Source organism: Rhizobium binae, assembly GCF_017357225.1.
GTDB classification, from domain to species: Bacteria; Pseudomonadota; Alphaproteobacteria; order Rhizobiales; family Rhizobiaceae; genus Rhizobium; species Rhizobium binae.
Window position 1 is genome coordinate 141,669 of record NZ_CP071606.1, and the last position, 25,943, is coordinate 167,611.

At 59.4% G+C, this 25,943-nt stretch carries 33 protein-coding genes; 19 read left to right on the forward strand and 14 right to left on the reverse strand.

All coding sequences use genetic code 11. The annotated features are described in order from the left end of the window. The first annotated feature begins 81 nt into the window (after positions 1–81). From J2J99_RS25125 to J2J99_RS25155, 7 genes are all read left to right on the forward strand, one after another. Positions 82–627, forward strand: a complete 546-nt coding sequence (locus J2J99_RS25125; protein ID WP_168302227.1) for a hypothetical protein — start codon at positions 82–84, stop codon at positions 625–627. Positions 628–728: 101 nt separating this feature from the next. After that, positions 729–1,193, forward strand: coding sequence for a YHS domain-containing (seleno)protein (locus J2J99_RS25130; protein WP_168302228.1), 465 nt, complete (start codon positions 729–731; stop codon positions 1,191–1,193). Positions 1,194–1,336: 143 nt separating this feature from the next. Next, on the forward strand, positions 1,337–1,504 hold the full coding sequence (locus J2J99_RS25135; protein ID WP_168302229.1) for a hypothetical protein: 168 nt from the start codon (positions 1,337–1,339) through the stop codon (positions 1,502–1,504). Between the two features lie 21 nt (positions 1,505–1,525). After that, positions 1,526–3,097, forward strand: coding sequence for a protein-disulfide reductase DsbD (gene dsbD, locus J2J99_RS25140; protein WP_168302230.1), 1,572 nt, complete (start codon positions 1,526–1,528; stop codon positions 3,095–3,097). Then, positions 3,040–3,354, forward strand: coding sequence for a thioredoxin fold domain-containing protein (locus J2J99_RS25145; protein ID WP_168302231.1), 315 nt, complete (start codon positions 3,040–3,042; stop codon positions 3,352–3,354). The genes dsbD and J2J99_RS25145 overlap by 58 nt, the downstream gene beginning before the upstream one ends. Before the next feature lie 35 nt (positions 3,355–3,389). Then, positions 3,390–4,001: a DsbA family protein gene (locus J2J99_RS25150; protein WP_168302232.1), complete on the forward strand. Its 612-nt coding sequence runs from the start codon at positions 3,390–3,392 to the stop codon at positions 3,999–4,001. Between the two features lie 32 nt (positions 4,002–4,033). Next, positions 4,034–4,654: a DUF1684 domain-containing protein gene (locus J2J99_RS25155; RefSeq protein ID WP_168302233.1), complete on the forward strand. Its 621-nt coding sequence runs from the start codon at positions 4,034–4,036 to the stop codon at positions 4,652–4,654. A gap of 85 nt (positions 4,655–4,739) precedes the next feature. Here J2J99_RS25155 and J2J99_RS25160 read toward each other — a convergent pair whose 3' ends face one another. From J2J99_RS25160 to J2J99_RS25180, 5 genes are all read right to left on the reverse strand, one after another. Then, the gene (locus tag J2J99_RS25160; protein ID WP_168302234.1) at positions 4,740–5,963 is read right to left on the reverse strand and encodes a CaiB/BaiF CoA transferase family protein; all 1,224 of its coding nucleotides are present in this window, start codon (positions 5,961–5,963) and stop codon (positions 4,740–4,742) included. Between the two features lie 7 nt (positions 5,964–5,970). Continuing rightward, positions 5,971–7,017: an OpgC family protein gene (locus J2J99_RS25165; protein WP_246735470.1), complete on the reverse strand. Its 1,047-nt coding sequence runs from the start codon at positions 7,015–7,017 to the stop codon at positions 5,971–5,973. A gap of 82 nt (positions 7,018–7,099) precedes the next feature. Continuing rightward, on the reverse strand, positions 7,100–8,728 hold the full coding sequence (locus J2J99_RS25170) for a thiamine pyrophosphate-binding protein (protein ID WP_168302236.1): 1,629 nt from the start codon (positions 8,726–8,728) through the stop codon (positions 7,100–7,102). Positions 8,729–8,817: 89 nt separating this feature from the next. After that, the gene (locus J2J99_RS25175; RefSeq protein WP_168302237.1) at positions 8,818–9,300 is read right to left on the reverse strand and encodes a hypothetical protein; all 483 of its coding nucleotides are present in this window, start codon (positions 9,298–9,300) and stop codon (positions 8,818–8,820) included. Between the two features lie 28 nt (positions 9,301–9,328). Continuing rightward, complete coding sequence (locus J2J99_RS25180) at positions 9,329–10,657, reverse strand: tetratricopeptide repeat protein (RefSeq protein ID WP_168302238.1); 1,329 nt, start codon at positions 10,655–10,657, stop codon at positions 9,329–9,331. A gap of 253 nt (positions 10,658–10,910) precedes the next feature. On the opposite strand from J2J99_RS25180, the gene J2J99_RS25185 reads away from it, so the two are divergent. The 7 genes from J2J99_RS25185 to J2J99_RS25215 are packed head-to-tail and all read left to right on the forward strand — an operon-like array spanning position 10,911 to position 14,516. Then, on the forward strand, positions 10,911–11,624 hold the full coding sequence (locus J2J99_RS25185; RefSeq protein WP_246735471.1) for an SDR family NAD(P)-dependent oxidoreductase: 714 nt from the start codon (positions 10,911–10,913) through the stop codon (positions 11,622–11,624). 7 nt (positions 11,625–11,631) lie between these two features. Beyond that, the gene (locus J2J99_RS25190; protein ID WP_168302239.1) at positions 11,632–11,847 is read left to right on the forward strand and encodes a hypothetical protein; all 216 of its coding nucleotides are present in this window, start codon (positions 11,632–11,634) and stop codon (positions 11,845–11,847) included. Between the two features lies 1 nt (position 11,848). Continuing rightward, positions 11,849–12,010, forward strand: coding sequence for a hypothetical protein (locus J2J99_RS25195; RefSeq protein ID WP_168302240.1), 162 nt, complete (start codon positions 11,849–11,851; stop codon positions 12,008–12,010). Continuing rightward, positions 12,007–13,098, forward strand: a complete 1,092-nt coding sequence (locus tag J2J99_RS25200) for a Rieske 2Fe-2S domain-containing protein (protein WP_168302241.1) — start codon at positions 12,007–12,009, stop codon at positions 13,096–13,098. The genes J2J99_RS25195 and J2J99_RS25200 overlap by 4 nt, the downstream gene beginning before the upstream one ends. After that, a complete protein-coding gene (locus tag J2J99_RS25205; RefSeq protein WP_168302242.1) occupies positions 13,098–13,868 on the forward strand; it encodes a hypothetical protein in 771 nt (256 codons plus the stop codon). The genes J2J99_RS25200 and J2J99_RS25205 overlap by 1 nt, the downstream gene beginning before the upstream one ends. After that, on the forward strand, positions 13,865–14,077 hold the full coding sequence (locus J2J99_RS25210; protein ID WP_168302243.1) for a hypothetical protein: 213 nt from the start codon (positions 13,865–13,867) through the stop codon (positions 14,075–14,077). Before J2J99_RS25205 ends, J2J99_RS25210 begins: the two co-directional genes overlap by 4 nt. Before the next feature lie 22 nt (positions 14,078–14,099). Continuing rightward, positions 14,100–14,516, forward strand: coding sequence for a CopD family protein (locus tag J2J99_RS25215; RefSeq protein ID WP_168302244.1), 417 nt, complete (start codon positions 14,100–14,102; stop codon positions 14,514–14,516). A gap of 109 nt (positions 14,517–14,625) precedes the next feature. On the opposite strand, the gene J2J99_RS25220 is transcribed toward J2J99_RS25215, so the two are convergent. The 4 genes from J2J99_RS25220 to J2J99_RS25235 form a co-directional block, all read right to left on the reverse strand. Continuing rightward, a complete protein-coding gene (locus J2J99_RS25220) occupies positions 14,626–15,369 on the reverse strand; it encodes an alpha/beta hydrolase (RefSeq protein WP_168302245.1) in 744 nt (247 codons plus the stop codon). Between the two features lie 17 nt (positions 15,370–15,386). Further along, on the reverse strand, positions 15,387–17,006 hold the full coding sequence (gene tnpC, locus J2J99_RS25225) for an IS66 family transposase (protein ID WP_168302452.1): 1,620 nt from the start codon (positions 17,004–17,006) through the stop codon (positions 15,387–15,389). A gap of 75 nt (positions 17,007–17,081) precedes the next feature. Then, positions 17,082–17,426 carry an IS66 family insertion sequence element accessory protein TnpB gene (tnpB, locus tag J2J99_RS25230; protein WP_168302453.1) on the reverse strand — a complete coding sequence of 115 codons (345 nt, stop codon included), beginning with the start codon at positions 17,424–17,426 and terminating at the stop codon, positions 17,082–17,084. Beyond that, entirely contained in the window at positions 17,423–17,809 is a 387-nt protein-coding gene (locus J2J99_RS25235; RefSeq protein WP_168302454.1) for a transposase, read from the reverse strand. Before J2J99_RS25235 ends, tnpB begins: the two co-directional genes overlap by 4 nt. Positions 17,810–18,060: 251 nt before the next feature. Between J2J99_RS25235 and J2J99_RS25240 the strand changes: the two genes are divergently transcribed. Further along, on the forward strand, positions 18,061–18,759 hold the full coding sequence (locus tag J2J99_RS25240; RefSeq protein ID WP_168301620.1) for a DUF1223 domain-containing protein: 699 nt from the start codon (positions 18,061–18,063) through the stop codon (positions 18,757–18,759). A gap of 113 nt (positions 18,760–18,872) precedes the next feature. Here the strand turns inward: J2J99_RS25240 and J2J99_RS25245 are convergent, their stop codons facing one another. The 4 genes from J2J99_RS25245 to J2J99_RS25260 form a co-directional block, all read right to left on the reverse strand. Further along, on the reverse strand, positions 18,873–19,577 hold the full coding sequence (locus J2J99_RS25245; RefSeq protein WP_168301621.1) for a glutathione S-transferase family protein: 705 nt from the start codon (positions 19,575–19,577) through the stop codon (positions 18,873–18,875). 84 nt (positions 19,578–19,661) lie between these two features. Continuing rightward, on the reverse strand, positions 19,662–19,964 hold the full coding sequence (locus J2J99_RS25250) for a putative quinol monooxygenase (RefSeq protein WP_168301622.1): 303 nt from the start codon (positions 19,962–19,964) through the stop codon (positions 19,662–19,664). A 16-nt stretch (positions 19,965–19,980) separates the two neighbouring features. Continuing rightward, positions 19,981–20,787 carry an SDR family NAD(P)-dependent oxidoreductase gene (locus J2J99_RS25255; RefSeq protein WP_168301648.1) on the reverse strand — a complete coding sequence of 269 codons (807 nt, stop codon included), beginning with the start codon at positions 20,785–20,787 and terminating at the stop codon, positions 19,981–19,983. A gap of 37 nt (positions 20,788–20,824) precedes the next feature. Then, positions 20,825–21,478 (reverse strand): peroxiredoxin-like family protein, encoded by a 654-nt coding sequence (locus J2J99_RS25260; protein ID WP_205919198.1) that lies wholly within the window; start codon positions 21,476–21,478, stop codon positions 20,825–20,827. Positions 21,479–21,635: 157 nt separating this feature from the next. Between J2J99_RS25260 and J2J99_RS25265 the strand changes: the two genes are divergently transcribed. The 4 genes from J2J99_RS25265 (at position 21,636) to J2J99_RS25280 (ending at position 24,390) form a co-directional block, all read left to right on the forward strand. Next, positions 21,636–22,244, forward strand: coding sequence for a TetR/AcrR family transcriptional regulator (locus tag J2J99_RS25265; RefSeq protein ID WP_168301623.1), 609 nt, complete (start codon positions 21,636–21,638; stop codon positions 22,242–22,244). A 106-nt stretch (positions 22,245–22,350) separates the two neighbouring features. Continuing rightward, a complete protein-coding gene (locus tag J2J99_RS25270; RefSeq protein WP_168301624.1) occupies positions 22,351–22,908 on the forward strand; it encodes a sigma-70 family RNA polymerase sigma factor in 558 nt (185 codons plus the stop codon). Continuing rightward, positions 22,905–23,540, forward strand: coding sequence for an NrsF family protein (locus tag J2J99_RS25275; RefSeq protein ID WP_168301625.1), 636 nt, complete (start codon positions 22,905–22,907; stop codon positions 23,538–23,540). The genes J2J99_RS25270 and J2J99_RS25275 overlap by 4 nt, the downstream gene beginning before the upstream one ends. Before the next feature lie 214 nt (positions 23,541–23,754). Beyond that, the gene (locus tag J2J99_RS25280; RefSeq protein WP_168301626.1) at positions 23,755–24,390 is read left to right on the forward strand and encodes an NrsF family protein; all 636 of its coding nucleotides are present in this window, start codon (positions 23,755–23,757) and stop codon (positions 24,388–24,390) included. A 270-nt stretch (positions 24,391–24,660) separates the two neighbouring features. On the opposite strand, the gene J2J99_RS25285 is transcribed toward J2J99_RS25280, so the two are convergent. Then, positions 24,661–25,902: an alpha-hydroxy acid oxidase gene (locus tag J2J99_RS25285; RefSeq protein ID WP_168301627.1), complete on the reverse strand. Its 1,242-nt coding sequence runs from the start codon at positions 25,900–25,902 to the stop codon at positions 24,661–24,663. Positions 25,903–25,943: the final 41 nt, after the last annotated feature.

Consider the following 25,943-nt stretch of genomic DNA (forward strand, 5'->3'; position numbering starts at 1 on the left):
CTGCGAACTAGTCAACGGCGAGGCGTTCGGCCTTCGCGAGGTTGGCCGAGATATCCGGCCCGGGTTACAGAGGAACTCATAATGCTGCATTCCGTCGTATGTCCGAGCGTGGGCCACGCTATCGTCCATCACTTTGGTGAAGGCGCGGCCGTTTGGGGGCAGGTAATCACACCGAGCATCGCGCACCTGTTACAGTCCGAACGCGAACTCCCGATCGATTTCTCTCGGGTTCGTCCAGGCATTGTCTTCGAAGTTGAGACGGCTGGCGCGTTGCTGCCGCACGTCATCGACGCTTCGACGCTGCGAGTTCACGTCGGAACGACTGCATATCGCCATGCCGCAGGCCGGGCTGACGCGACAGTTGAAGCTGTCGTTCGTATCGATGTCGGCGGCGACTGCACGCTCAAGGTTTGGGGGAGGGCAACGGCGGAGAACCCGTCGCCGCAGGAGCCCGCCAGCATCCACAACCCGGCTTCCACTACTCCTGTAATCTTCAAGGTAACATTCTGGGAAATCTCTCGGGCAAACGATGCCCGTTTCGATCAGTTGCTGCGTGAAACGGCCGAAAAGGATCGGGAGATCCGCGAGCTTCGGGCTCAGGTCGCTCTTGCTATGTGCTCGCAATAGGCCCCAGCCGGTAAGCACGACTTCGTGAACGCTACAAGCTGTAACATTTAGCCGTTTGCCTTCGAACAAGGTGCGTTCGTCTCAACTGCAAAGGAAAGACCATGACCCTGTTCATCCCGCGTATCGTGCCGCTTGCGGCTGCAGCCCTTGTTGCATTTTCTTCGGCCTCGATCGCGTTCGCCGATGAGATCTATACAACGAACGGTGTTGCCATTAACGGCTACGATGCTGTTGCCTATTTCACCGACCATAAGCCGGTAAAGGGAACCCAGGAATTTTCGACCTCCTACAAGGGTGCGACCTTCTACTTCGCGTCCGCAGCGCACCGCGACACCTTCGCGAAGGACCCGGGGCACTACGCCCCGCAATATGGCGGATACTGCGCCTACGGGACCGCTGAGGGCCACAAAGCGCCCACCCAGCCCCAGGCCTTCACGGTGGTCGATGATAAGCTCTATCTTAACTACAACGATAAGGTTCTCGGAACCTGGCGTTCGGATATCGGCGGCTACATCAAAAAAGCAAATGCGAATTGGGACGCAGTGAGGGCGCAGCCTGCTCCATGAGTGGCGCCCTCATCAAGCCCGCCCGTCCGCATTTGCGGCCGGGCGAAACCTCGACGCCCTTCTTAAGGTCCCAAGCCATGATTTCTGCGCCTCGTATCTCCCACAGCCACCCCAACCGACTTCGCGATTGTCAAAGGGCTGTTGTGACCGATCTCGACAGTCTGATTGATCGAGCGGCAGCGATGGGCTGGAACAGGAGGGAGGTGATTGCGGCTCTCGCCGATCTTCTGGACGCCGAACCTGAAGACGCAGATGGCTTGCTTCGCACGATGGCCGACTACGTAAGCCAGCCGGCGCGGCATGTCGCCTAGAGGCTTGGCGGGTTAATAAAAATGCGCCTCGTGGTCATTATCTTCCTATGTATTTTTGGCGTCAGCCCGGCGCTCGCAGCTGAAACACCGCTGGCGATGAACGACGCTTTCAAGTTTTCCGTGGATCGCACGCCATCGGGAGCTATCCATCTTCGGTGGCAGATGCCGCCGGGATATTATCTCTATCGCCAATATCTTTCTGCCAAGACCGTAGACGGCTCTTCAGTCCCGCTCATTACATTCCCCGGAACGGAAAAGATTGACCCGAATTTCGGAAAATCGGAGGTCTATTTTGATCGCGCCGAAGCCGAGCTTGGCCCCGTGGGTTCTTCGGTGACCGTCACATACCAGGGGTGCCAGGAGCATGGTCTCTGCTATCCGCCAGCCAGGCGGATCGTCGATCCGACAACGCTTGCAGTGTCCGAACAGCCGGTGTTCTCACCTCCAACGGGCGGACAATCGGCATGGTCCGATACGGCAACGACCGGCAGTGCGACGGGAACGCAAGAATCCTCACAGCTTACATCGATCGTGGCTTCGGCAAATGAGGAAGATATCGTTGGCGGCTTTCTGTCGCGTGGCGGGGTTCCGCTCCTTCTCACCGCCTTCGTTTGCTTTGGCATTCTCTTAGCCTTCACCCCGTGCGTTTTTCCGCTTTACCCGATCCTGGCTGCCACGCTGGCGCGCGAAGGGGAGAAGCTGAATGCGCGGCGCGGTTTCGTCCTGTCGGGGAGTTATGCGATAGGGCTCGCCTCAGCGTTCGCGATCCTCGGGGCAGCCGCTGCCTGGACAGGTGAAAATTTGCAGATCGCCTTGCAATCGCCGGTCACGGTCGCTGCAGTTGCACTCATATTTGCCCTCCTAGCGTTGTCGATGTTCGGTCTGTTCGAACTGCAGCTACCTTCGGCGTGGGTGGCGCGTCTCAGCCGGTCAGACAGGCGGCGGGGCGGGTCGGTTGGCTCGGCTGCCGTGCTTGGATTTTCCTCGGCCTTCATCATCGGCCCCTGCGTGACGGCCCCACTTGCGGGCGCGCTGCTTTATGTCGCTCGCACCGAAGATATCGCTCTTGGGGCAGCTTTGCTGTTTGCGCTCGGCCTCGGCAAGGGCGTTCCGCTGGTGATTTTCGGGACGGTCGGCTCTCAGGCCTTACCGCGCGCCGGGGCGTGGATGACCTCGGTCAAGCATGTGTTCGGCTTCGTGTTCTTCGCCTTCGCAATCTGGATGGCGGAGCCGGTGCTTCCGCAATGGCTGCCTCTCGGTCTCTGGGCTATATGGGCGATGGCGATCGCCGTCTTCCTGGGCGCCTTCGATGTTACGAAGGGCCGCGCGTCCCCCCTGCGTATGGGTTTGCAGTCGGTGGGACTCCTTGCCGCCGTCTATGCGATGGTGCTCGTTGTCGGCTTTGCTGCCGGTTCGGCCGATCCACTGCGCCCGCTCGAAGGCTTCGGCGGCGCTCGGACCGTCGCAAGAGTCGACCCGGAAGCGCAAAATGACCTCCCTTACCTCGAAGTCGCAACTGGCAGCCGAAACTCGATGTGGCGCGTTCAGCCGGTAAGGCGAGCCTTGTCTATTTTACCGCCGATTGGTGCGTGAGTTGCCGCTCGATCGATCGGAATGTTTTCTCTAGCTCTGATGTCGCCAATGCGTTGGCGCCTCTGAAGACGTTCAAGGTCGATCTCACCAATATCAGCCCTGAACAGCGTGAGCTCATGCGCGAGCTCAATGTCGTGGGACCGCCGACGATGATTTTCTTGCCGTCTGATCGCCAGCAGACGGGGAGACGGCTGGTCGGAGAGTTCGGCACCGATGACGTCCTGAAAGCAGCTGCAGCCATGAGCAACGGTGCTTAGCCTCTACCAAGAATGTTCAGTAATAGGAAACCGAGATGTTTATTCGCAGACAATTCCTTTCGATCGCCACCGGTGGCGTCGTTGCTGCTGTATTGGCTCCCCGGCCTGGTTTTGCCCAGCAGTTGTCGGAGGACGAAGTTTTTCGCGATCCGGATGCTCCGGTTCTCGGCAACCCCAGAGGTGACGTGACCGTTGTCGAGTTTTTCGACTATCAGTGCCCCTATTGCAAGAAAAGCCACCCGGACGTGGAATCGGTCGTCACTGAGGATGGTAATGTCCGGCTGATCATGAAGGACTGGCCTGTATTCGGCGACGTTTCCGTCTTCGCGTCGCAAGCGGTGCTTGGTGCAAACGAACTTGGCGCCTACAAACAGGCGATGGAAGCGTTGATGGCAACGCCTGCCTCGCTCAGCCAAGACGATGTCAAAAGACTTCTGACATCGGCCGGGCTCGATCGCTCGAAGGTCGCCGAAGCAGTCCGTCGAAACGATAAGAAGATTTCCAACCTGCTCACCAGAAACTACAATCAGGCGACAGCTTTTAATTTTGCTGGCACGCCGTCCTTCGTTATCGGAAAGATGACCTATTCCGGTGTGCTCGGGACGGATCAGCTTCGTGATGCGATCAGACAGGCTCGCACCACCTGATCGGGTGAAACCCCGACACGGGAGGATATGATTTGAACGATACCCTACAACTATGGGAATGGCGCGAAAAAATCGCAGATCTCTATAACGAGATACGTTCCGGCAAGGATGCGACCGCCGCTTGGCGGCTTTGGTGCGATACCCGTTCGGCCATGTTTCGCACGCATTCGCAGTCGCCCATCGAAGCTGCGGATCGTAAGGCGTATGAGGGCCCCACCACATTTCCGTATGATCCCTCCCTGCGCATAATGGTACAGCTTGCTCCCGTAACGCAGAGACCGATTAGCGTTGCGACAGGAGCGGATGGTGAGCTGTCGATGCATGCGTTCGCCCGCACGATAGGTCTGGACGCCAGATTGGGTGGAGAATTGAGCCTTTACTGGATCGAGGGATACGGTGGCGGCGTGTTCCTGCCGTTCGCCGACGCAACCTCTGGATCAGAGACGTATGGCGGTGGCCGATATCTCCTCGACACCATAAAGGGAGCGGACCTGGGAGTTGCCCGTTCCGACGGCACGTTGGTGCTCGATTTTAACTTTTCCTATTTTCCTTCGTGCGCCTATTCGTCCAGCTATGTTTGCCCCTTGGCGCCTTCGGACAATCGACTGAAAGGCTCAGTAAGAGCCGGAGAACGGCTTCCTGTCTCGAGATAGGCAGTGCGGGCGCACAGGTGTGAAACTCTGCAGCTGGCCCTCAATCGCCCGACCCTTGCGCTCAAAGCTATCCACCTCAAACTTGCTATTCGCCTTCTTCACCCTGCCGCTTCTTCTCAAGAGCCCCTAAAAGTGCAAGGACATCTTCACGATCCTGGTCGACATGCGGGGGCGCCCGGTCAAAGCGCACCGGCGTCGCGGACATCTTCAGAGGGTTCCCCAGGAGCCGCAGGGTGCGTCCTTCATCTGTGTGCACGTCCACCACCATCTCCCGTGCCAGCGTGTGCGGATTGGAAACGACCTGATCGACCGTCGCGACGCGGCCGGCGGGGATCTCGGCTGCGATGAGGTGTCGTTCCCAGTTTTCTGCTGTGTCAACGCGCAGGGCAGTAGTGACCAGTTCATCGAGTTCGTCGATATTGATGACCCTATCCCGGTTGCGCGCGAAGCGCCCGTCGTTGATAAGTTCGGGTATGCCGATGGCTTGGCAGAAACGGGCGAATTGCTGATCATTGCCGACTGCGACGGCGATATCCCCGTCAGCCGTTGCGAACGTCTGGTATGGCGCGATGTTCGGATGCCTGTTGCCGATCCGCCCAGGTACCTTGCCGGAGACCAGGTGGTTCGTCGCGGCATTGATCAACCATGCAACCTGCGCGTCGTAGAGCGCGAGATCGATATACTGGCCCTCGCCGGTCCGGTCACGGTGGCGCAGGGCAGCCAAGATGCCGACGGTCGCATACATGCCGCACATGACATCGGCGATCCCGAGACCAACCTTCACGGGGCGACCGCCGTTCGCGTCGCTGTCACCGGTAATGCTCATGATCCCGCCCATCGCCTGGATCAGGAAATCGTAGCCAGTGCGGTCGGCATAGGGGCCGGTCTGCCCGAAGCCGGAAATTGCGCACCAGACGATGTCCGGCTTGATCGTCCTGAGGTCGTCATAGCCAAGGCCGCGGCGAGCGAGATCGCCCGGCTTGTAGTTTTCGACGACGACATCGGAAATCGCCGCCAGCCGTTTGATGAGAGCCGCCCCGTCCTCGGTCGCCAGGTCAATCGCGATCGATCGCTTGTTGCGGTTGGCCGAGAGGAAATAGGCGCTGAGATCGCTGCCGCTGCCATCGGCGCTCGGGACGAAGGGTGGACCCCAGCTGCGGGTATCGTCGCCGGAACCGGGTCGCTCAACCTTGATGACGTCGGCACCGAGATCCGCGAGGAGTTGCGTGGCCGTCGGTCCGGCCAGGATACGCGAGAGATCGAGGACGCGCAGCCCCTCAAGGCTCCCGGGTTTTGGGTGATCGGACATCGATGCCTCACGATTTCCAGGGTGACGTTTTGAACCAGCGAACGAGATAGGCGGTACCGATCAGGGTCGCGAACCCGAACAGGTTGCCGACCACCTCTGCGCCTGTCGTGCGGCCGGCATGATCGAGCGCGATGCCGATCGGCTGAGCGATGACCATGCCGGTAATGAAGACGGCGAGCGATTGTTGGCCCACGACCGTCAAGATCCGGACGACCGGACCGCGCAGCCGTGCGCCATTTTTTCCGACAGCACGGACGGCGATGTAGCAGAGCGCCATGAAATGAACGAAGCGCAAGATGCCGAAATCACTTTTGTCGGTCAGCGGAGCGATCCGCGCAGCGGCCATCTCGAAGAAGGGGTGGACCTCCTGGAAACGAACCCATGCAAAGGGCACAGTTGCGATTACGGCAACAACGGCAAGGACCATCAGGCGGCGGTCATAGCCGGGCGCCGACGGGTGACCGCGCATCAGGAAGAAACCGGTGAAGAAGAGGAACTGCCAGCCAAACGGGTCGAAGAACCAGGGGCGGTCCGACCATGGTTCGGCCGGCAGATGCGTCAGTCCAAACTGCGTGGCGAGCCACAGGACGGTCATCAGAAATATCGGCAGGGCGTGGTGCAGATTCGATGCAAAGATCATCACCGGCATCAGCGCCAGGATGACGATGTACATCGGCAGGATGTCAAAATAATTCGGCACATAGGTCAACGTCAGCAAGCCGACCAGAAGGTGGCCCGGATCCTTCATGAACGGTACGAGGTTCAGGCTATCGACATAGGTGACACCATCATAGCGCGTTCCGGCGACCACCATGATGGCGGCAACCACGATGAAGACAATGATATGTGCCCAGAAGATCTGCCAGATGCGCTGCGCCACGCGGGCAATCAGTGCAATCGCCCCGTTGCGGTCATATGTCGATCCGAACGCGATGGCGGAGGCCATGCCCGACTGAAACACGAACATCTCCGTGGCGTCCGAAAACCCGAAGCGTGCGGGGATCCACAGCGCCCAGCCGTCGTCCGGTATATGGGCAAGCAGGATGATCAGCATGCCGACGCCACGAAAAAAGTCGAGGCGCGGATCACGAGCACGCTTGACCTTCGCGCCAGCCGAAGCTGTTGCCTGATGGGGATCAGAAAGCGCCGTCGTAGGCGCTGGCGTCGAACCTGCAGGCAATGAGGCTGAAGCCCGGCCGGTGGTAGGCACCCTCAAGCTCGGTACGGAAGTCATCGATTGTCTCCACATTCACACCATAGCCGCCGAACCCAATGGCCACGGCAGCAAAATCTGTTTCACCCAGAGCGACGCCCGCTGGTGCGAGGCCGGCGGATGCCTGCTTCATAGCGATCAGCGCGAGGCTGCGGTCCTGAAACAGGACGATCGTCAGCGGCAGGCCGAGATCCCGAATGGTCGCAAGTTCGCCGATACCCATCTCCAGGCCACCATCACCCATGACAGCAAACACCCGTCGAGCGGGATCGGCTACCTTCGCGCCGATCGCCAGCGGCAAAGCGGCGTTCATCGTGCAAAAGCCGGCGGACTGCAGGAGCGACAGCGGTGTTGCCGCGCGCCATTTCTGCGACAGCAGGATGCGGTGAGCGCCGCTGTCGACCGTGACCAGACCGTCGGTCCCGGCTGCCTCATTCAGGTGATCGACGATCGCATGCGGCCCCCATGCGTCCCTGGTCGAAAAGACGCGATCGAGCGCCGCTTTCGCGGCAGCCGGCTCGTGACTGGGCCATGTCTTACGCTCGACGAGCGAGCCGTTGAGCGCTTGTAACAGGCTTTTCGTGTCTGCCGAGATCCATGTGCCGGCGTGATGCATAGAGTGATCGGCATGAGCTCCGGAGATCTCGACGAGCTTCGTCTGGTCGGTCACGAAATCCAACCAGCCGAGCCGCATTTCGATCGGGTCGTAGCCGAAGGCAAGCACAAGATCCGCCTTCTCGATCAGAGGAAGAAGGATTTTGTCTGCAAGCGGCGATAGGCCGGCGGCCCCAAGAGACAGGGGGTGGTCCTCGGGAATGATGCCCTTCGCCTTATAGGTCGTGACAACGGGCGCTCCGATGGTCTCGGCCAGATGTTGCAGGGCGGGGCCGGCCTGATTGCGTGCAGTCTCAAGACCGACAAGGAGTAGGGGCCGTTCGGATGCGCGGATTCGCTCAGCAAGGAGGCGAACGCCAGGATCGGTGACGGAAGCAGGGGTGATAAACCGTTTTGGCGCCTTGGGAATGAATTCGCTTGAGCTCAAGCTCGCAGCGACGGCAGGCGAAAGGTCGAGATGCACCGGCCCCATGGGTTCAGTCGTCGCGATCGCCAAGGCGCGCATCACTGTGGACGCGGCGCTTTCCGGCTCCACTTCAAAAGAGGCCTTGACGAGCGGACGCAGAAGTTGGGCGTGATCGATCACCTGATGGGTATAGCGAGCCCGGGTCGCACGATCGACGACCCCGGAAATCACGATCAGCGGAACACGCTCCTGAACGGCGTCGGCAATGCCGTTGACGGCATTGGCAAGACCCGGTCCGACCGTCGTCACCAGGAGTTCGGGATTGCCGCTTATCGTGCTGGCACCCGCTGCCATGATGGCGGCAGACGTCTCGTGGCGCGTGAGGTTGAACGTGATTCCCGCGGCCTGCAAAGCATCTATCAGTGTTACGACCTCACCACCAGGCACACCAAAGGCATGACGCACTTTGTGTATCCGAAGGGTCTTGGCAACGATATCAGCGATGCGATCCGAGGGTCTGGATTGAGACATTACAAACGAGCCACCGTGTAGAGATTATTCAAAAACGAGAAACCTGCCCGGCGGATGGTATGACCGGGCAGGTCTCCTCCACGACACCTTCAGCGTTCCGTAAACCGGACGACAAACGCGACGACGATGCCGAACAGAATATGACCGATGAGCGAGGCCCAGGTCAGGGTGATGAAGCCGAGAAACGCCGGCAACCCGGCAAAGAGATGGGCCATCACATAAAGAGCGAAGACCCACAGGCCTGTACCAAAGCCGATGCCGGTGAGGATCAGCGGCAGGTTCGGGAATATCAACCTCTGCAGCGGCCGGGCGATGAACAGATAGCCGATCGGATAGAAGATAATGCCGACGATGGCGTGAATAGCCTCGGCAGCCAGCAGATTGTCGAAGCCGAAGACGGACTGAACGAGAGCTGCTGGTTCCAGCGGTCCACCGACCCAAAGCGGGGTAATGACGCGCGCCCAGATCTCCCAGGTGATGTCCGCTGCGAGGCCCGCCAGCACGATCGTGCGCGCCAGGCTCGGCTGGATCTCCGGAAAGATTGCCGACTTTTGCATTTCCATCATAGTCATGACATTTCTCCTTGTTTGCGGGAAGTTGTCAGGCCGAAAGGCTGACGCCGACGGACTGCTCTATGGACTGGAAGAGGCGATCGTCTGCCTTGAGGCGCTGACGGATCTGCCCGATGCGCGAGACCGCGGCATTGTCGCCGCTGCGGCCGACGGCCTTGGCCAACGCAAGGACGAAGAAGTCGCGCTGAGCATTGCTGCCGCCGATCTTCGGCAGGTTTGCCACCATACGGTCGATCATTCGCTGGTCGGCGGGCGCATCGAGCCCGGCCAATACGCGCGCCATCGGCACCCCGATTTCGGCTGCAACGCGTGCCTGATCATCCATGCCGAGTGCCTTGGCATCGATCTGAGCAACGAGCTCTGCGACACCCTTGCGATCATCAATCGCAACCATGGCCGCAAGGTTGTGCAGAGCCGCGAAGATCAGTGTTGTATCGGCCTTGCGCCGGTTGGCGATTTCAGCGGCATCCATCCAGCGGCTGCCAACATGGATCCCGGATTGCTGCATGCGCCAGAGGAGCGAAACGGCGTTGGCCATGTCGCGGAAATCGTCGGTCTGCTGCGGTCGGACTTCATCGTCGTAAATCTGCAGGACACGATCATGATCACCGCGCTCCAGATACAGGAGAGCCAGATGCCAGGCCATGTGAAACGAGAAGTTGTTGCAGCGCGACCAGGCCTTCCGGCTTCCTTCGAGCCAATCGATGCCCTCTTTAGTGTCGCCACGCATCTCGAAGACATGTGAGACCGCATGAAGCCCCCAGGAATCATCTGGCTGCAGCGCCACGGCGCGTTGCCCGACGTCGAGCGCCTCCTGATAACGGCCATGTTCTTCCAGAGAGAAGGCATGGCAGCCAAGAATAAAGCCGGCAGCATTGCTCGTGGGATCGAGGCTACTGACAGCCCTTGTGCTCGCGCTCAGCATGCCGGCCGCGTCGCCCAGCATGAAACGCAGCGCTTGCGAGATCTTGAACGGCAGGAAGACGCTCGGACGATCTTCGAAACCGTAGTCAAGGAGGTCGGCAGCCTGGGAGAACAAACCGTCGACGGCGGCTTCAAGCGCCTTGACCAGCACTCGCTCGTCACCCGTTCCGCCACTTTTGACGGCCAGCGCCGTCCGTGCATCTTTCAATGCATCGGCGGCAGGCGCTGCGAGTTCCGAGCGCGCCAGGATCAGGTTTGCAAAGCCCTTCAAAACGTGTCCGGAAACGTGGTGAGGGTCAGCCGCAATGGTCATCTGCAGCGCAGGACCTGTGCTCGGGCGGTGGGTCGCCACACCGAAGACTGCACCCTCAAATGCCCGTTGCGCGTCTTTGCTGTCCGTGCTCGTCACAAGACCATATGCATCGCGTTTCATCTTCTTTGCTCCTTGGCGAGACACCTTTATCTCGATCGTTTCGATCCGAAATTCCGGTCTGACAAAGGCCTGTACGGTTGCGCGGCCGTCTTCGTTACAGCGCCTCGACAGAATTTTTTCGCTGTCGCAGCAAGTTTGGCCCGTCGCGTCGATGACACTGGAAAAGTTTTAAAACATCTGTAACAAAATGATGATGCGATCCGTATAACGGGGCGGACACGTTGGCGATCAGCCTGTTGGAAGGAACGTTGCCATGCATGAAGTATCGAATGACGAGATGGTTGTGATGGTAACGGGTGCGGCCGGCAACCTTGGGGCCGCAGTCGTCAAAGAGTTCGCGAGCAACGGCACACGGGTCGTCGCCGTGGAGCGCAATCTCGGCGCTGACCTTGCGTTGGAAAACCGCTCAGGCGGGCGACTTCTGGAAATCGGAGGCATCGATCTAACGGACCTCACCTCCTGCCAGAACGCCGTTCACCGGACGCTTGACGTGTTTGGCCGACTCGATGCGCTGGTCAACACGGTTGGAGGCTTCCAGACCGGCCCGGTCGAGGAATTCGGCCTTAATCAATGGGACCAGATGTTCCAGATGAATGCCCGCACCGCCTATGCGATCAGCGCCGCAGTCCTGAAGCCGATGCGGGAAGCAGCTTATGGCCGTATCGTCCACATTGCAGCGGCACCCGGATTGAAAGCTGGCGCCAATCAGGCAACCTATGCTGCCTCGAAAGGGGCTGTCATCCGCCTTACCGAAGCGATCGCCGCAGAGAACCGCGACGACCGCATCACCGCCAATTGCATCCTGCCTGGGACGATCGATACGCCGCAGAATCGGGCGGCGATGCCGAACGCCAAAACCGGCGGCTGGGTTCAGCCTGCAGACATCGCCAAGCTCATAGGCTTTCTTATTTCGCCGGCTGGTGGGATCGTCACTGGCGCGGCGATTCCGGCGACCGGACCGGTGTGAGGATCTCATGTTTGGTTCGAACGATCCGGTATCCGCGGGATTGATGCTGTGGGCGGGCATTGGCGTTGTCGTTGCCGCTGCGTTCCTGCTTTATGGCTTCGACAAAGTCGATCCGGGCGCACATGATGCCTATGCGGTAAGGCCACTCCTTATCCCAGGCCTTGTTCTCCTCTGGCCGGTCGTCATCTGGCGCTGGCTGAGCCTTGCGAAGGGAGGGCAGTAACGTGCAGCGCCGCCACCGTCGCGCCCATGCGGCAATTTGGACCGGACTTGCAGTCGCTCTGCCGCTCCTGCTTGCCATCATCTTTGCAAGCGCTCCGAAACTGCCGGCGGACGCACCGGCAATCCGTCTCGACGGCAAGGTCGCTGGAGGAGGGCACCCGTGAGCGTATCCTACAAGCCGATCATCTGGAACCGGACCAAAATGATCTACGATGGCGTCTTGCTTGCCGGGATCGTCGTCTACATTCTCATCTTCCTGAAAGCTGGTCCACTTCTCTCGCCGGCGTTGCGCGAGGTCGATCTTCCAACACAGCGCATGCGGGCTTTCGGTTCGCTAGCTCTCTTGATGCTGACGATCGTGCTCGCGATCGGACCGCTCGCCCGCATCGATACACGCTTCATTCCACTGCTCTACAACAGGCGCCACTTCGGCGTGATGACCTTCATCGTTGCCGCGACGCATGCCTATTACGTGCTGGGCTGGTATTTTTCTTACAGCCCGACGCCGGAACTGACGGCACTGTTTACCAGCAACACCAGTTTCACAAGTGTCGCAGGCTTTCCCTTCGAGCTTTTCGGCGTTTTTGCGCTTGTCATTCTGGCTATTCTCGCGGCGACCAGCCACGACTTCTGGCTCTCCTTTCTGACGCCGCCCCTGTGGAAGGCGATCCACATGAGTGTCTATTTCGCCTATGCCGCGATCATCCTGCATGTGGCGCTTGGGGCGCTGCTCGATCGCCACGATCTCGCCCTTGGGCTGCTCCTGGTCGGCGGCCTGGCGCTGCTCTCAACACTGAATCTGATCGCCGGGCACCGTGAGGTTGGGGCAGATGCCGCCGCTTCGGCCAGGGCGCCGGAGGAGCCCTGGATCGTCGTCGGCCATCTCTCCGAGATTGCCGAGGGCAGGGCGATCATCGGCGCTTCTCCGGGCGGCGAGCGCATCGCCGTCTTTCGCTCCAAGGGTGGCCTGTCGGCCGTGTCTAATGTGTGCTCACACCAGAACGGACCAGTCGGTGAAGGCAAGGTCGTTCTCGGTTTCATCACCTGCCCATGGCATGGCTATCAATATCGCCCCGAAGATGGCTGTTCGCCACCGCCGTTCCGGGAACGCATTCGCAAGTATCGGGTCCGGTTGCAGGGCTCGGCTGTCCTTGTCGATCCAGAACCGCTTCCGTTGGGCACGAAGCTCGATCCTGTTCCAATCCCGGCCGAGCTCCTACCCTCCGCCTCCAACAAAGAGGGGACAGCCTGATGTTGAAACCCGCCGAACGTGGATTTTTTGTCGGATATTTCAAGAAGGTGCCGGCCGACGTCAAGGCACTGATGATCGGCTTCGTCGTGTTCTTCATCGCCGGTATGGCCTCGGCCTCGGTGCTTCTATCTCTCAACACCGAGAGCCCCGGGGCAGGGAGCTACGCCGACGAACTGCATGGCGAGCATCTGACCGGCACGATGGAGGTCAAGCCATATCCGATTTTGCGCGTAGCCGGCACTGGAACGGCACCGCCGCGCGCCATCATGCTGGCGGGTTCCGGCAAATTTGGCGTTGACGACCGGGCACTGCCGCTTGCCGGCAAGGCTGCCCGGGTGGGTGGCATCTTCGTCAAGCGCGGAGATCTCGAAATGCTGCTCGTCGGCGGCGGAGACGAGTTGAAGGCCGTTGACGAGCAGCCGTCTGCAGCTCTGGCGCTCTCGCCGCCACAGGATCTCGGGCGATGGCGCTTAACGGGTGAGATCTGCGATGGGAAGTGCGGAGGTGGGGCGATGAAGCCGGGGACGGGTCTCGCGCATAAGGCCTGCGCGAATCTTTGCATTTCCGGTGGCGTGCCGCCTGTGTTTGTCTCAACCGCACCGGTTGATGGCCGTATCTTCTTTTTGCTCGCGTCGAAGGACGGCGGACCTATGCCTGCAGGGCTACTCGACAAAACCGGCCTACAAGTGGTGCTCGAAGGAAATATAGAGCGACGTGACGATCTGTTGATCTTCAAGGTCGACCGCTTTGCAAATGGAGCGGGCACATGACTGAACCTGCCAACGGTTCTGGCCACCATCTCTTTGGTCTTCTCGTGGCTATTTTTGCTACCCTGGCTGTCTTCTTTATCTGGGAATATGGCGTCAGCTATCTCGATGGAACGCCGTTTGAGGAACTGCGATACGTGATCTTCGCGGTCACCGTCGTAGGGATGCTGTCCGGCCTGCAAGGTATCATCTCCAGAATCTTCAACCGCTAAGGCATCATGAACAGGAACGCTGATGTATTTATATATCAAAGCGCTTCACGTCTTCGCCGTCGTCACCCTCATCGCAGGTATGCTGGCGCTGGCGCTGGCTTTGCGGATCGCGATAGCTTCACCAGATGAAACGAGCTTCCGTCGCATCGGCCAATCCGTCCTACGTTGGGATGCGCTCGTAACGACTCCCGCGCTCGCGATCGTGTGGGTAGCTGGCTTTACGATGGCCTTTGGTGCGGGTTGGGGTGGTTCGTCCTGGTTGCTTCTGAAGATGGTCCCTGCCATCTTCCTCAGCGTTCTGCACAGCGTCGAAGGTCTGGCCTTGAAACGGTTGCTGCAGCAAGAAAGGCCTGTTCACCGGTTGCTCAGGGCCGCTCCGTTTGCCATCTTCCTCGCGTTCGCGATCATCGCTTGGCTCGCTGTCGTGAAACCCTTTTGATTGGGGAAAAGCCCGGCCCAAGCTGCTTGATTTCAAATTGTCACGGGACGCGCAACGGTCTCAGCAATCGCTGGACGATCGCTCCCAAGCTCGGCTGGACTCCAGTTCCTCAGGTACCGGGAAAGGTGCTGTCGAGAAAGGCCAATACATGCTTCCAGTTTTCGGTGGCGCCTTGCGGGTCCCTGTCCATGCGCAACGTCGCCGATCCATGCACACCGTGCTTCGGGATATATTGAACTGCTCTATGGGCGGGTACCGCTTTTGTCAGCGCGTCTGCACTCGATATCTCATCACTGTCGGGCGCGGATATGATGAATACGGGAATGGTCAGCTTTGTCGCTGCCTTTTCGATCGAATACCCCTCAATGTACTCGGCGGGGGAAAACGCGAGCAGTGCCTTAACCTCGGGATGGCGAGCGGCGGCAACGAAGACGAGCGCTGAGGAATAACTCGATCCCCAAACGGCGATCGGGCCGGAGTGCTGCATGCTGCCATAGGCGATCGCGGCTTCAAGATCGGGAAGTGCATCGGCGAAAGCCGCACCACCTCTTGCCTTCGCAGCAGTCTGATTGACGGTGCCCCAAAGATTGCCACCCGACCGCTGATCAATGGCCAGGGTACTGAAGCCCGCCTTGTTCAGAATGGGCGCCAGAGGCGCGTATTCGCTCCTATTGGAACCTGCCATGTGAAACAGTAAGATGGTTGCGCGAGATCGGCCTTCGGCCCGTTGGAAGTCTCCATAGATCTTCACGCCATCTTTCGCCTCCAAGGTAACTGTCTCGGCAAATGCCGGAACAGCAAGGGCTGGGCCCAGCGCTGCCGCACAGGCAAGGAGCACGGATCGAAGCGGCATGACTATTTCGTAAGCGGTCAGCCGATAACGTCAGGCTTGAAGTTCCAGGGCATGAGCGCTTCGATTTCGGATGCTGGCCAGCCTTGAGCAATGCGGGTCAAGGTCTGCGAGAGCCAGTCGAGCGGATCGACGCCATTCATTTTGGCCGTTTGCAATAAGGTGGCCACCGTCGCCCAGGTTCGTCCACCGCCCTCGCTGCCGGCGAATAGACTGTTCTTTCTCGTAATCGTTTGGGGCCTGATCGCCCGTTCGACGATGTTGGAGTCGATCTCGATGCGACCGTCCGTGAGAAAGCGTTCCAGCGCCTCTCGCCGGGTGAGCGCATAGCGGATCGCCTCGGCGGTTTTGGATTTTCCCGAGACCTTGCCAAGCTCCTTTTCCCAGAGCTCGAAGAGGCTGGCGACGATGGCCGCGGATTCTTCCTGGCGTCGCGCCGCGCGGCTCTCGGCATTCTTGCCGCGGACTTCGTCCTCGAACTTCCACAACTCGGTCATGGCGACGATCGATTCCGTTGCGGCCTGAGAGACTCCGCTGATGTGCAGATCGTAAAACTTGCGCCGCAGGTGTGCCCAGCAGCCTGCGAGCTGGATGGGTTCATTGCTGCCGGTTTTGGCCCGCGTCTTGGCCAGGCTGGTATAGGCTGAGTAGCCGTCAACCTGCAGGATGCCGCTGAATCCGGCGAGATGACGCGCCACGCAATCGCCGCCCCGGCTGTCCTCAAAGCGATAGGCAACCATCGGCGGACTGGTTCCACCGTAGGGTCGATCATCGCGTGCGTAGGCCCACAGCCAGGCCTTGGTGGTTTTCCCGGAACCGGGGGCAAGCGTGGGCAAGGTCGTCTCGTCGGCGAAGACCCTTTCGCCCTCCTTGACCCGGTCGAGGATATAATCGGCGACCATCTGCAATTCGAAGCCCAGATGCCCCATCCACTGCGCCATCAACGACCGGCTGACCTCGACGCCATCGCGCACATAGATCGCCTCCTGCCGGTAAAGCGGAAGTCCGTCGGCGTATTTCGACACGGCGATATAGGCGAGCAGCCGCTCCGTCGGCAGGCCGCTTTCGATAAGGTGTGCCGGCGCCAGGGCCTGAACTACACCGTCGCGGCCCCGGAAAGCGTATTTGGGGCGGCGCGTCACGATCACCCGGAACTTCGGCGGCACCACGTCCAGCCGCTCGGAGCGATCCTCGCCGATCAGAACCTTTTCCAGCCCCGCGCAGTCGGCCGGGATTTCCGGCTCGATAACCTCCTCGATGCGTTCGAGATGAGCGGCAAAGCCCTTGCGCGGACGCGGCGCGCGCTTCGGCTTGTCCCCGGTCGCGCGGTGGAGTTCGCTCTGGATTGCCGCAAGGCCGGTCTCGACCTCCTCGAACGCAAAGGAAACCTGTTCGTCATTGACGGCCAGGCGCAGCCGCTCGGATCGCTTGCCATGTTGCGTGCGCTGCAAAACCTTCAGGATCGCCGTGAGGTTGGCGATCCGTTCGTTGGCGCTCACTTCGACGGCCTTCAGCCGCTCGACCTCTGCCGCCGCGGCTGCAAGCCGGGTCTCGTTCGCAGCCTGCTCGCGCGCCATCGCAAGGATCATCGCTTTCAGCGCATCGACGTCGTCTGGCAGGTCGGAAACGGGCAAATCCATGGAGGCAATAGAGCACAAGAACAGCCGCTTTCCCAATCATTACAGCCACATGATTCATCTTGCCGCAGGCCGGTTTCAGCCCGTCAACAACGGCCGCCTGATCTTGGCCGGTCGGATCTTTTTCCAATCGAGCCCCGCCAGAAGCGCCATCAGTTGCGAATGGTCGAGACGCATCCGCGCCGCCGATATACCCGGCCAGCAAAAGCCTTGCTCTTCCAGGGTTTTCGAATAGAGGCAGACGCCTGAGCCGTCCCACCAGACAATGCGAACACGGTCCGACCGCTTCGACCGGAACACGTAAAGCGAGCCATTGAACGGGTCGAGACCGCCATCTCGGACCAGCGCCATCAAAGACGCGGCCCCCTTGCGGAAGTCGACCGGCTGGCACGACACGTAAACCACCACACCGGAAGCGATCATGCCGTGCGGACCACCCGGAGTATCTTGGTCAGGTGATCGGCATCAACATCGCCGCCGACGCGCACCACAACATCGCCCACGACGATCTCCACCATCGAACCGGCCACCGCCTCAAAGCGCGTGAACTTGACTGGCGCGCGCGCTCCCTCCGTCAGTGGCGCGACCATTCCCGACGAGAGCGCCTTACGACGCCAGGCATAGAGCTGCGACGGGTCCAATCCCTGAGACCGCGCAATCGCCGACACATTGGCCCCCGGCGAGAGTGCCTCGGCGACAAGCTGTGCCTTCTCTTCGTCCGACCAATGACGTGGCTTGCGTCGAGACTGCACCGGCTCCGCCGTCAGGACCTCGAATGTTCGATGATGATTCACACTGTCGCTCATAGGTTTCTCCGCATGACTCATGCTAGAGAATGACCGTTCAGCGGCCCTAAAGATACGTGGGGTGACCTACCCGCTTACACTATTTCTCCTTGGACGCTCGTTTCAACGCTTCGAGTACGCAAGCGAACGCCCTATTGTTACATCGATTAACGCGATCACATGCTCGTGAGCCAGTAACGATGACCGTGTCGCATGCGAACTCCCACTGATCACCCGGATTGCCCGGCGTGGCCGTGATAGGGAGTCGCGTGATGAAATATCCAGGCAAGATCGGCAGGTTGATATTCTTTTGTTCGTTGCCAGCACTTGCGGCCATGCCCGTGGCCGCAACAGAGCGGCCACTGACCGTGGTGGAACTGTTTACCAGCCAGGGCTGCTCGTCGTGCCCTCCGGCCAACGCCAATCTCATCAAGATCAGCAACCGGAAGAATGTTCTCGCGCTGAGCTTCTCCGTGACCTATTGGGATTACCTGGGCTGGAAAGACACGTACGGGAAGCCGGAATTCACCGAGCGTCAGGTTGCCTATGAACCGGCCTTGAGGCAGCCCGGCCCCTATACCCCCCAGATGGTCGTCAACGGCACCGCAACCACCGTCGGAAACAGTCTTCCCAAAGTCGAATCCCTGCTGGCGCAAACGCCTTCGCTGAATGGCCCAGCGCTGGCGTTTACCAATGACCGTATCGAAGTCGGCGCCGGCTCTACCACCGGGAACGCTGATGTCTGGCTGGTGCGCTACGATCCGCGGATCGAAGACGTGCCGGTTGCGCGAGGGGAAAACAGCGGCGCGACATTGCAGCACACACATGTCGTCCGGCGTCTGGCCCGGCTTGGCACCTGGGATGGGAGTAAAACCTCGTTTTCCTTGCCGCAGGCCGATAAGGACTTGAAGACAGCGGTACTGATACAAGGAGCAAATGGCGGGGCGATCCTCTCCGCCATCACCGACTGATCGAAAAGCCGTTACTTCGCAATCAGCCAAAACCGGCCTGAACACGTCAGGCCGGAGCCACACACGAAGCCGTTGGAGCAAGCCGAGACCAAAGCTGCCGCTAGTCCTGAACCTTATGCCGCGGGCGGATAGTTCGACGGGAAAAGCGCCCGCTTGGTTTCTTCGTCGTTGACGCGTTTGAAAGAATGATCCTTGCCGACTTCCCGTGCGCGAGAGACGGCCGGGCGCGCATCAACCGTTTCGAAGAGCCGCTTCAGGTTCGGATAAGCAGCGAGCGGATCCTCAAGCCCCTTGAGGACGCGCGAGGCACGATCCAGCCATCCCCACGCGGACATGTCGGCAATTGTGTAAGTATCTCCGACGATGAAATCGCGACCCTCGAGATGATCGTTGAGGACCTGATAATGGCGTTCGGCCTCACGGCGATAGCGGTTGACGGCATAATCGAGGCCATCCGGCGCTGCGTGCTGGAAATGGACCGCCTGGCCTGAGAATGGCCCCAGGCCGGACGCGAGAAACAGCAGCCACGAGAGAAGCTCAGGCCGATCTTCGGGCGAGCCAAGAAACTTGCCTGTCTTTTCGGCGAGATAGATCAGGATGGCGGTGGAATCGAAGACGCGTGTCTCTTTTCCGCCTGGGCCGTCCGTGTCCACGATGGCCGGCACCTTGCCATTCGGATTGATGGCGCCGAACGCCGGCAAATGTTGCTCGCCCTTGCTGGTGTCGACGGGAACCACCTCATAGGGCAGCCCTGCCTCTCCCAGGAAGAGGGCAACTTTCGCGGGATTGGGCGTCGGATGAAAATAGAAGCGGATCATGGGGGCTCCGTCAGGAATAGAAGTCAAAGCGCGTCACTGAGGCATCCGGAGCCGGACCTCGCCCGGCTCCGGATTGATTTTTTTTCAGCTAGTAAGGCGGTCGGCGAGGACTTCCGCCTGTTTAATGTCGAGCGGTCCCTCAAAGAGTTCGTCATATTTTGCCATCAGGGCGGCGGCGATCTGACCCTGGAGGTGGGCCTGGCGACCTTCTTCCCCATCGAAAGCGTCGAAGATGCCGAACGTGGACTTGTCGAAGCGAACCGCAAACCATGCGACGGTGAGCGGTTCCTGGGCGAGCAGGGCTTGCGCGCTTTTGAGAAAATCTGCGACGTCCTCTTCCTTTCCGTGCTTTGCCTTCAATTGTACGAACAATGCGAGCTTGGTCATGATCATCTCCTCGGTTTTAGAGCGCTGAGTGGTCGCTGACCGCCTCTTCGAGCGCTGGCTTCATTGTTAGAAAACGTTCATCGATCGCCGCCGGATCATCCCTGTTGGCTGCGATCATCTTCGCGCGAGCCTCGCCGCCGCGGATCACCTCAAGGGAATTGGTTTCAATTCCTTCGATCAGCGCATTGGCAACCGCTTCGGGCGGCTCGCGCGTGAACCCCAGTTCGGGGCCGGCCTTCGAGGACTGCATCATCGGGGTATCCGTCGCGCCCGGATAGAGCGTCAAGACGCCGACACCTTCGCCCTTCAGTTCCCGGCGCAGTGCCTCGCTGAACCGTGAGAGCCCCGCCTTAACCGCGGCGTAGGTCGCGTAGAATGGAGCACCGATCAACGCAATGCCGGAGGTGACGTTGACGACTAGTCCCTCTCCGGACGCGCGCAGGTGGGGAAGAGCAGCCTGCGTCAAGAGAATAGGAGCAACAAGGTCGACCTCGACCATAATCCTTATTTCCGCCTCGGTCGTCTTCTCAAGACGACCGGCCCGCACGCCGCCTGCATTGTTGACGAGAACATCGAGCCCGCCAAGTGCCTCGATGGCCTTGTCGAGGGATAGAAACCGACCTTCCGGGGTGGCGACATCCGCCTGAATGCCGATAACCGGCAACCCCTTTTCCTGGAGATCCCTGACAGCCTGAACCAGCCGCTCAGAGTTTCGCCCGGTAACGACGACCCGAGCTCCTTTCGCCAGCATGGCACGTGCAATGGCGAAGCCGATGCCACTGGAGCCACCGGTGATGAGAACACGCTTGCCTTCGAGATTCATGGTTTTACCTCGCTTTTTTCTTCGCTGCGGTTTCGGTCTAGACAGCTTCTTCCGCCCTAAGTGCGTCGACAATCGCATCCGGAGAGAGACGCTTGCGGTAATCGGCTTCGGCGTGGGCGAGGCGCACACGGCCATTACGGCCGATCACGAAGGTCGCAGGTATCGGCAGCTCCCAGCTGTCATCTCCGTTGATCGTTCCGAGGTCGACGCCGAACGAGGAATAAGCCGCCTTGAGATCGTCAGGCAGTGTGTAGACGAGGCCGAATTTCCGCGCGACACCATTGCCGGTATCGCTGAGGACGTCGAACGTGAGATTATTCTTCTCGGCAATAGACAGTGAGCCATCCGGCTTTTGCGGCGAAATTGCGATGAGAGAGCCCCCGGCTTCCGCAATAGCGGGTAAGGCATGCTCGTAGGCGGCGAGCTGAATGTTGCAGTACGGGCACCAAGCGCCACGATAGAAGGTGAGAACAACCGGACCACTGGCCAGTGTCTCAAGCAAGGAGATCGTTTCGCCCGTCACACCAGGCAAGGAGAATTCGGGAGCGAGATCACCAGGTTTGGGAACGCGATCGAACGGAAAGCCAGAGGTGAGCTCCTCGATCTTCGCGTTCAAAAACGCTGCTGCACCGGGAGGCGCGCTTGCCTCGAACTTCGCGTTAAATTCAGCAAGATCCTGCTCAAGACCCATTTCGTTTATCTCCCAGTATGTTGAGCCCGGCCCAACCATGCAAAAAAGCGTGCGTGGGCCGACATGCGATTGCGTTTTAAATCACTCGTTATAAAATGTATCGCAGAAAGTTCCAGGCTATTGCGGAGCCGTAATCACGTTATCGAGAGACAAACAGATGGCCCGGCCCAGAGAATTCGACGAAGAAAAAGTGCTGGAGCTCGCCGTGGAGCAGTTTTGGGAACGGGGATATGAAACAACCTCGATCCGGGATCTCGCCCAGGCTATGGGGCTGACGACCGCCAGCATCTACAACGCCTTCGGCGACAAGCGGGCGGTTTATCGCAGGGCGCTCGATTTTTACGTCGAGCGAAGTTTTGGGGATCGCGTCGGGCGTTTCGAATCGAAACCACCACGGCAGGCGATCAACGCCTTCTTTAGCGAAATCATCGATCGATCCCTGGCCGACACAAGGAGGAAAGGCTGCATGCTCGTCAATTCGGCTCTTGAAGTCGCGCCGCATGACGAAGAGTTCCAGCGTGTCGTTGCCAGCGTGCTTGTGCAAGTCGAGGCCTTCTTCCTACGCTGCGTGGAAAGAGGCCAGGAAGATGGCTCCATCGGCCGGCGCCAACGCGCCGCCGATTTGGCCGGAACGCTGCTTGGTACCCTGCTTGGCATCCGCGTCCTGGCACGTGCCCGCCCGGAAAAGGAGCTGCTCGAAGGGTTGATAAAGCCTGTGTTCGCACTCCTTGAGCCCGATGGCGCCAAGCAAGTGGAACCTGCATGAGCATGAACGAGGGGCGCAGCATGCAAGCTATCCCGTTCGCTTGGCAGGAAATTTCCGTCCGCTCATGTAACGAGCCGAGCTTTTTCTCCGAACTGGAATATGTCGGATGAAGAATTCGGCGCGCGAAGAAGAGTGGGCCTCCTGGATGCGATCGGCAATCGCGGGCGATGGACGCGCCTACCACAGATTGCTGACAGCCGTCACGCCTCATCTGCGCGTGATTGCTCGCAAGCGCTGCGAACAATTCGGTGCGCCGGCAAGTGAGGCTGAGGACGTGGTTCAGGAAGTGTTGCTGGCTATTCATCTTAAGCGGGGCACCTGGGATCCATCCCGGCCCCTGGGCCCGTGGATGGCTGCCCTGGTGCGGAACAAGTTGATCGACAGCCTGCGACGCAGAGGCAGGCAGGCCGCCGTTCCCCTCGAGGACGTGATTGCGACCCTGGAAAGCGATGACGGAGTAGGGGTGGCGGACCGGATGGACATCGAACAGATACTGAGTCGCTTGAAGGATCCTCAGCGGACGATCGTCCAATCAATTTCGGTCGAAGGTTCGAGCGTCCGCGAGACGGCGGAGCGTCTGAAGATGACCGAAGTCGCTGTACGTGTGGCGCTCCACCGGGCGCTCAAGGCGTTGTCGGCTCTCTATTCGGAGCCACTGAAATGAAGACAGAAAATCTCATAGAATTGCTCGCACAGGACGCGCCGGTGAGGTCAAGCCTCACTCACATGCTCCAACAGGCAAGCATCGCGGCCGTCCTGATCGTTGCAATTGCCTTTTTCTCGGCAATCGGCTTCCGGCATGATATCGGTGCTGCTTTGGACACCGGCCGTTTTCTGTTCAAATTCGTCATCACGGTCGCTCTTGCGGTCACTGGCAGTCTCGTCATGTATCGTATAGGAAAGCCCGGCGTGCCCTTGCACTGGTGGGGCTGGGCTTTGCTGGTGCCGTTGGCATTGGCTGTCGGTGCGGCAGTGTTCGAGCTTTCCGTCATGCCACCTGAGACCTGGGTGACACGGATGATCGGGCACAATTCCAGGCTCTGTCTGACGATCATTCCGTCGTTGTCGGTCGGTCCCCTTGCCTGTTTTCTTGTGGCGCTACGACATGGAGCACCGACACGTCCTGCACTTGCCGGAGCCGTCGCGGGTTTGGCGGCAGCCGGGATCGCCGCAACGTTCTATGCCGCCAATTGCGACGACGACAGCCCGCTCTTCGTCCTCCTCTGGTACCCGATCGCCATTGCCGCCGTCACAGCAGTTGGCGCTTTAGCTGGTCAAAAGCTGTTGCGATGGTAGATCCTGGAATAATCCGAAATACGAGAAGCGACACTTGATGGCAGCCTAATCGATGAGATCGTAACCACGCCGAGGCATGTGCTCCGGTCGATTACGTGACGAAAGTCGAATGAGCGGCGCAACGCTTGATGCTTCGACGGGAGAACATCATATGAGCGACTGCAGGCTTTGACGAGTGAACGGGTCTGCTCGATTGTTGAGTAGGAATGGCAGCGTGAAAACAGAAGACCTGATAACCCTAATAGCGCAGGACACGCGCCGACCGGTCAATCTAACCTCCGTGCTTTCGGCTGCCGTAGTATCCGGTGCCTTGGTTTCCGGCCTTGCTTTCTTTTTGACGCTGGGATTTCGACACGACATCGCCCAGGCGATCGAAACCGTGCGGTTCGACTTTAAGTTCGTTATCACCCTCTCCCTCTTTGCCGCCGCGTTATCTCTGGCGGGACCCGTCATTCGACCGGGAAGCGACATCGGGCGGCGACGGTGGCTGCTGTTGATCGCGCCCGTTCTTCTGCTTGCAGCAACTACCCTGGAACTACTCGTCACGCCGTCCGATGTCTGGCTCGATAAACTAATTGGCCATAACGCATTGCATTGCCTGACGATCATACCAGCGCTATCGGCATTTCCTGGCACATTCCTCTTCCTCGCCATGCGGCAGGGCGCACCGGAAAACCCAGGTCTTGCCGGTGCGCTCGCAGGTCTCGTATCAGTCGGCATCGCTGCGACGCTTTATGCGACCAACTGCTTCGATGACAGTCCATTGTTCGTCGCGGCATGGTATCCTCTGGCGACTCTCATCGTCGTGACTGTCGGTTATTTCGCCGGTAAACGTTTCCTACGTTGGTAGATGTCTGCTACGCGGCTAGATGATGATTCATCAGCCGCTGAGGGCCACTAACGTGATCGAGGGAGAACTGCGTGATAAGCGCGTTCAATTTTCGGCACGCTCAGCCAGAGTTCCGCTTGCCGCAGCCGCCTTCAAATGCATCAAAATGACGATCGATATCAACAAGTTCCATAGTTGGGCTTACGCCGCACCAACGATCCGCATTGGCAAAGTAATCAGGCAATCAGTTACTTAAAGGGTCTGATGAGCAGGTCGCAGGTTCATGTCCGTTCAAGAGCTGAGGCTGATCGATTCATCTTGATAAAGATACGAGCCCCGAGGCGCATCGGCGACGATGTGTTTTTCACCGATCTCATTGATTGACGTGACCCCGAGTAACGCCATGTTCCGATGGAGTTCAGTCTTCAAAATCTCTGCCGCCTTTACGACGCCGTTCCGGCCGGCCACTGAAGCGGCGTAAAGGAACGGTCTTCCGACAAAGATGAAATCGGCACCCAGCGCTAAAGCTTTGATGATGTCGGTGCCACGCCTGAAGCTGCCGTCGATCATGACCGGGATGCGGCCATCTATACGCTCGGCGACATCGGGAAGAGCTCTAAGCGGTGCCATGGCGCCATCGAGCTGGCGTCCTCCGTGATTGGAAACAATGACCGCGTCCGCGCCCAAATTAGCGGCATGATCTGCATCGTCGGGATGAAGTATGCCTTTGACGACCAGATGACCTTTCCAACGTTCACGAATTTGCTCCAGATGCGACCAATTCAAATGGTCCTTGCGCCCGAAATCGCGCATGACGTTCGAGGCGATGATCGGCGCACCGCGTGTCGCGTAGGAATTCTCGAAATGGGGAATGCCATGTCGCGCGATGGTGCGAAGGAAGGTCCCCAGGGTCCAGTGCGGATGCGAAACGCCCTGCCATGCCAACCGCAAGCTGGGGCGCAACGGAGTCGAGAAGCCGGAGCGAATATTGTTCTCCCGGTTTGCCAGCGCGGCTGTGTCGACGGTCAGAACGAGCGTTCCGAAACCGGCATTGGCGACGCGATCGACAAGCGCCGCTATGCGGTCGGGCTCGCCCGGCAGGTAGGCCTGGAACCAGCTTTTCGGCGCCGTGGCGACGACATCTTCAAGCCGGGTCAAGGACGACCCGCTCATGATCATCGGGATACCAGTTTCTTCCGCACCTTTTGCCAGGACGATATCACCCCGATAGGCCATCAGGGCACTGATCCCCATTGGAGCGATACCGAACGGAGCTTCATAGGCCTGGCCGAGCAAGATTGTCTTCATACTCCTGCCGGAGACATCCCTAAGCACGCGCGTCCGGAAGGAATAAGCATCGAACGCTTCGGCGTTTCGCTTCAAGGAGGCGTTCGTTTCGCTGGCGCCAGCGATGTAACCGTAAAGCGGTTTGGGGAGATGCCTGCGTGCATGAACCTCAAAGTCATCAAGAGCGAGAATGTTCTGCAGCAAGCGTGTTGAACGGCGTGATCTGCTCACGTCTGATGTCGTCATGGTAAACTCGCGTCCTTGCATGACGCTCCGCAAGGTACTTG

Excerpts from the sequence above, each read along its gene's own strand:
- J2J99_RS25125 (WP_168302227.1), top strand. The coding sequence starts at position 82 with ATGCTGCATTCCGTCGTATGTCCGAGCGTGGGCCACGCTATCGTCCAT.
- J2J99_RS25130 (WP_168302228.1), top strand. The coding sequence starts at position 729 with ATGACCCTGTTCATCCCGCGTATCGTGCCGCTTGCGGCTGCAGCCCTT.
- dsbD (WP_168302230.1), top strand. The coding sequence starts at position 1,526 with ATGCGCCTCGTGGTCATTATCTTCCTATGTATTTTTGGCGTCAGCCCG.
- J2J99_RS25150 (WP_168302232.1), top strand. The coding sequence starts at position 3,390 with ATGTTTATTCGCAGACAATTCCTTTCGATCGCCACCGGTGGCGTCGTT.
- J2J99_RS25160 (WP_168302234.1), bottom strand. The coding sequence starts at position 5,963 with ATGTCCGATCACCCAAAACCCGGGAGCCTTGAGGGGCTGCGCGTCCTC.
- J2J99_RS25165 (WP_246735470.1), bottom strand. The coding sequence starts at position 7,017 with ATGCTGATCATCCTGCTTGCCCATATACCGGACGACGGCTGGGCGCTG.
- J2J99_RS25170 (WP_168302236.1), bottom strand. The coding sequence starts at position 8,728 with ATGTCTCAATCCAGACCCTCGGATCGCATCGCTGATATCGTTGCCAAG.
- J2J99_RS25175 (WP_168302237.1), bottom strand. The coding sequence starts at position 9,300 with ATGACTATGATGGAAATGCAAAAGTCGGCAATCTTTCCGGAGATCCAG.
- J2J99_RS25180 (WP_168302238.1), bottom strand. The coding sequence starts at position 10,657 with ATGAAACGCGATGCATATGGTCTTGTGACGAGCACGGACAGCAAAGAC.
- J2J99_RS25185 (WP_246735471.1), top strand. The coding sequence starts at position 10,911 with ATGCATGAAGTATCGAATGACGAGATGGTTGTGATGGTAACGGGTGCG.
- J2J99_RS25190 (WP_168302239.1), top strand. The coding sequence starts at position 11,632 with ATGTTTGGTTCGAACGATCCGGTATCCGCGGGATTGATGCTGTGGGCG.
- J2J99_RS25205 (WP_168302242.1), top strand. The coding sequence starts at position 13,098 with ATGTTGAAACCCGCCGAACGTGGATTTTTTGTCGGATATTTCAAGAAG.
- J2J99_RS25210 (WP_168302243.1), top strand. The coding sequence starts at position 13,865 with ATGACTGAACCTGCCAACGGTTCTGGCCACCATCTCTTTGGTCTTCTC.
- J2J99_RS25215 (WP_168302244.1), top strand. The coding sequence starts at position 14,100 with ATGTATTTATATATCAAAGCGCTTCACGTCTTCGCCGTCGTCACCCTC.
- J2J99_RS25220 (WP_168302245.1), bottom strand. The coding sequence starts at position 15,369 with ATGCCGCTTCGATCCGTGCTCCTTGCCTGTGCGGCAGCGCTGGGCCCA.
- tnpC (WP_168302452.1), bottom strand. The coding sequence starts at position 17,006 with ATGGATTTGCCCGTTTCCGACCTGCCAGACGACGTCGATGCGCTGAAA.
- tnpB (WP_168302453.1), bottom strand. The coding sequence starts at position 17,426 with ATGATCGCTTCCGGTGTGGTGGTTTACGTGTCGTGCCAGCCGGTCGAC.
- J2J99_RS25235 (WP_168302454.1), bottom strand. The coding sequence starts at position 17,809 with ATGAGCGACAGTGTGAATCATCATCGAACATTCGAGGTCCTGACGGCG.
- J2J99_RS25240 (WP_168301620.1), top strand. The coding sequence starts at position 18,061 with ATGAAATATCCAGGCAAGATCGGCAGGTTGATATTCTTTTGTTCGTTG.
- J2J99_RS25245 (WP_168301621.1), bottom strand. The coding sequence starts at position 19,577 with ATGATCCGCTTCTATTTTCATCCGACGCCCAATCCCGCGAAAGTTGCC.
- J2J99_RS25250 (WP_168301622.1), bottom strand. The coding sequence starts at position 19,964 with ATGACCAAGCTCGCATTGTTCGTACAATTGAAGGCAAAGCACGGAAAG.
- J2J99_RS25255 (WP_168301648.1), bottom strand. The coding sequence starts at position 20,787 with ATGAATCTCGAAGGCAAGCGTGTTCTCATCACCGGTGGCTCCAGTGGC.
- J2J99_RS25260 (WP_205919198.1), bottom strand. The coding sequence starts at position 21,478 with ATGGGTCTTGAGCAGGATCTTGCTGAATTTAACGCGAAGTTCGAGGCA.
- J2J99_RS25265 (WP_168301623.1), top strand. The coding sequence starts at position 21,636 with ATGGCCCGGCCCAGAGAATTCGACGAAGAAAAAGTGCTGGAGCTCGCC.
- J2J99_RS25270 (WP_168301624.1), top strand. The coding sequence starts at position 22,351 with ATGAAGAATTCGGCGCGCGAAGAAGAGTGGGCCTCCTGGATGCGATCG.
- J2J99_RS25275 (WP_168301625.1), top strand. The coding sequence starts at position 22,905 with ATGAAGACAGAAAATCTCATAGAATTGCTCGCACAGGACGCGCCGGTG.
- J2J99_RS25285 (WP_168301627.1), bottom strand. The coding sequence starts at position 25,902 with ATGACGACATCAGACGTGAGCAGATCACGCCGTTCAACACGCTTGCTG.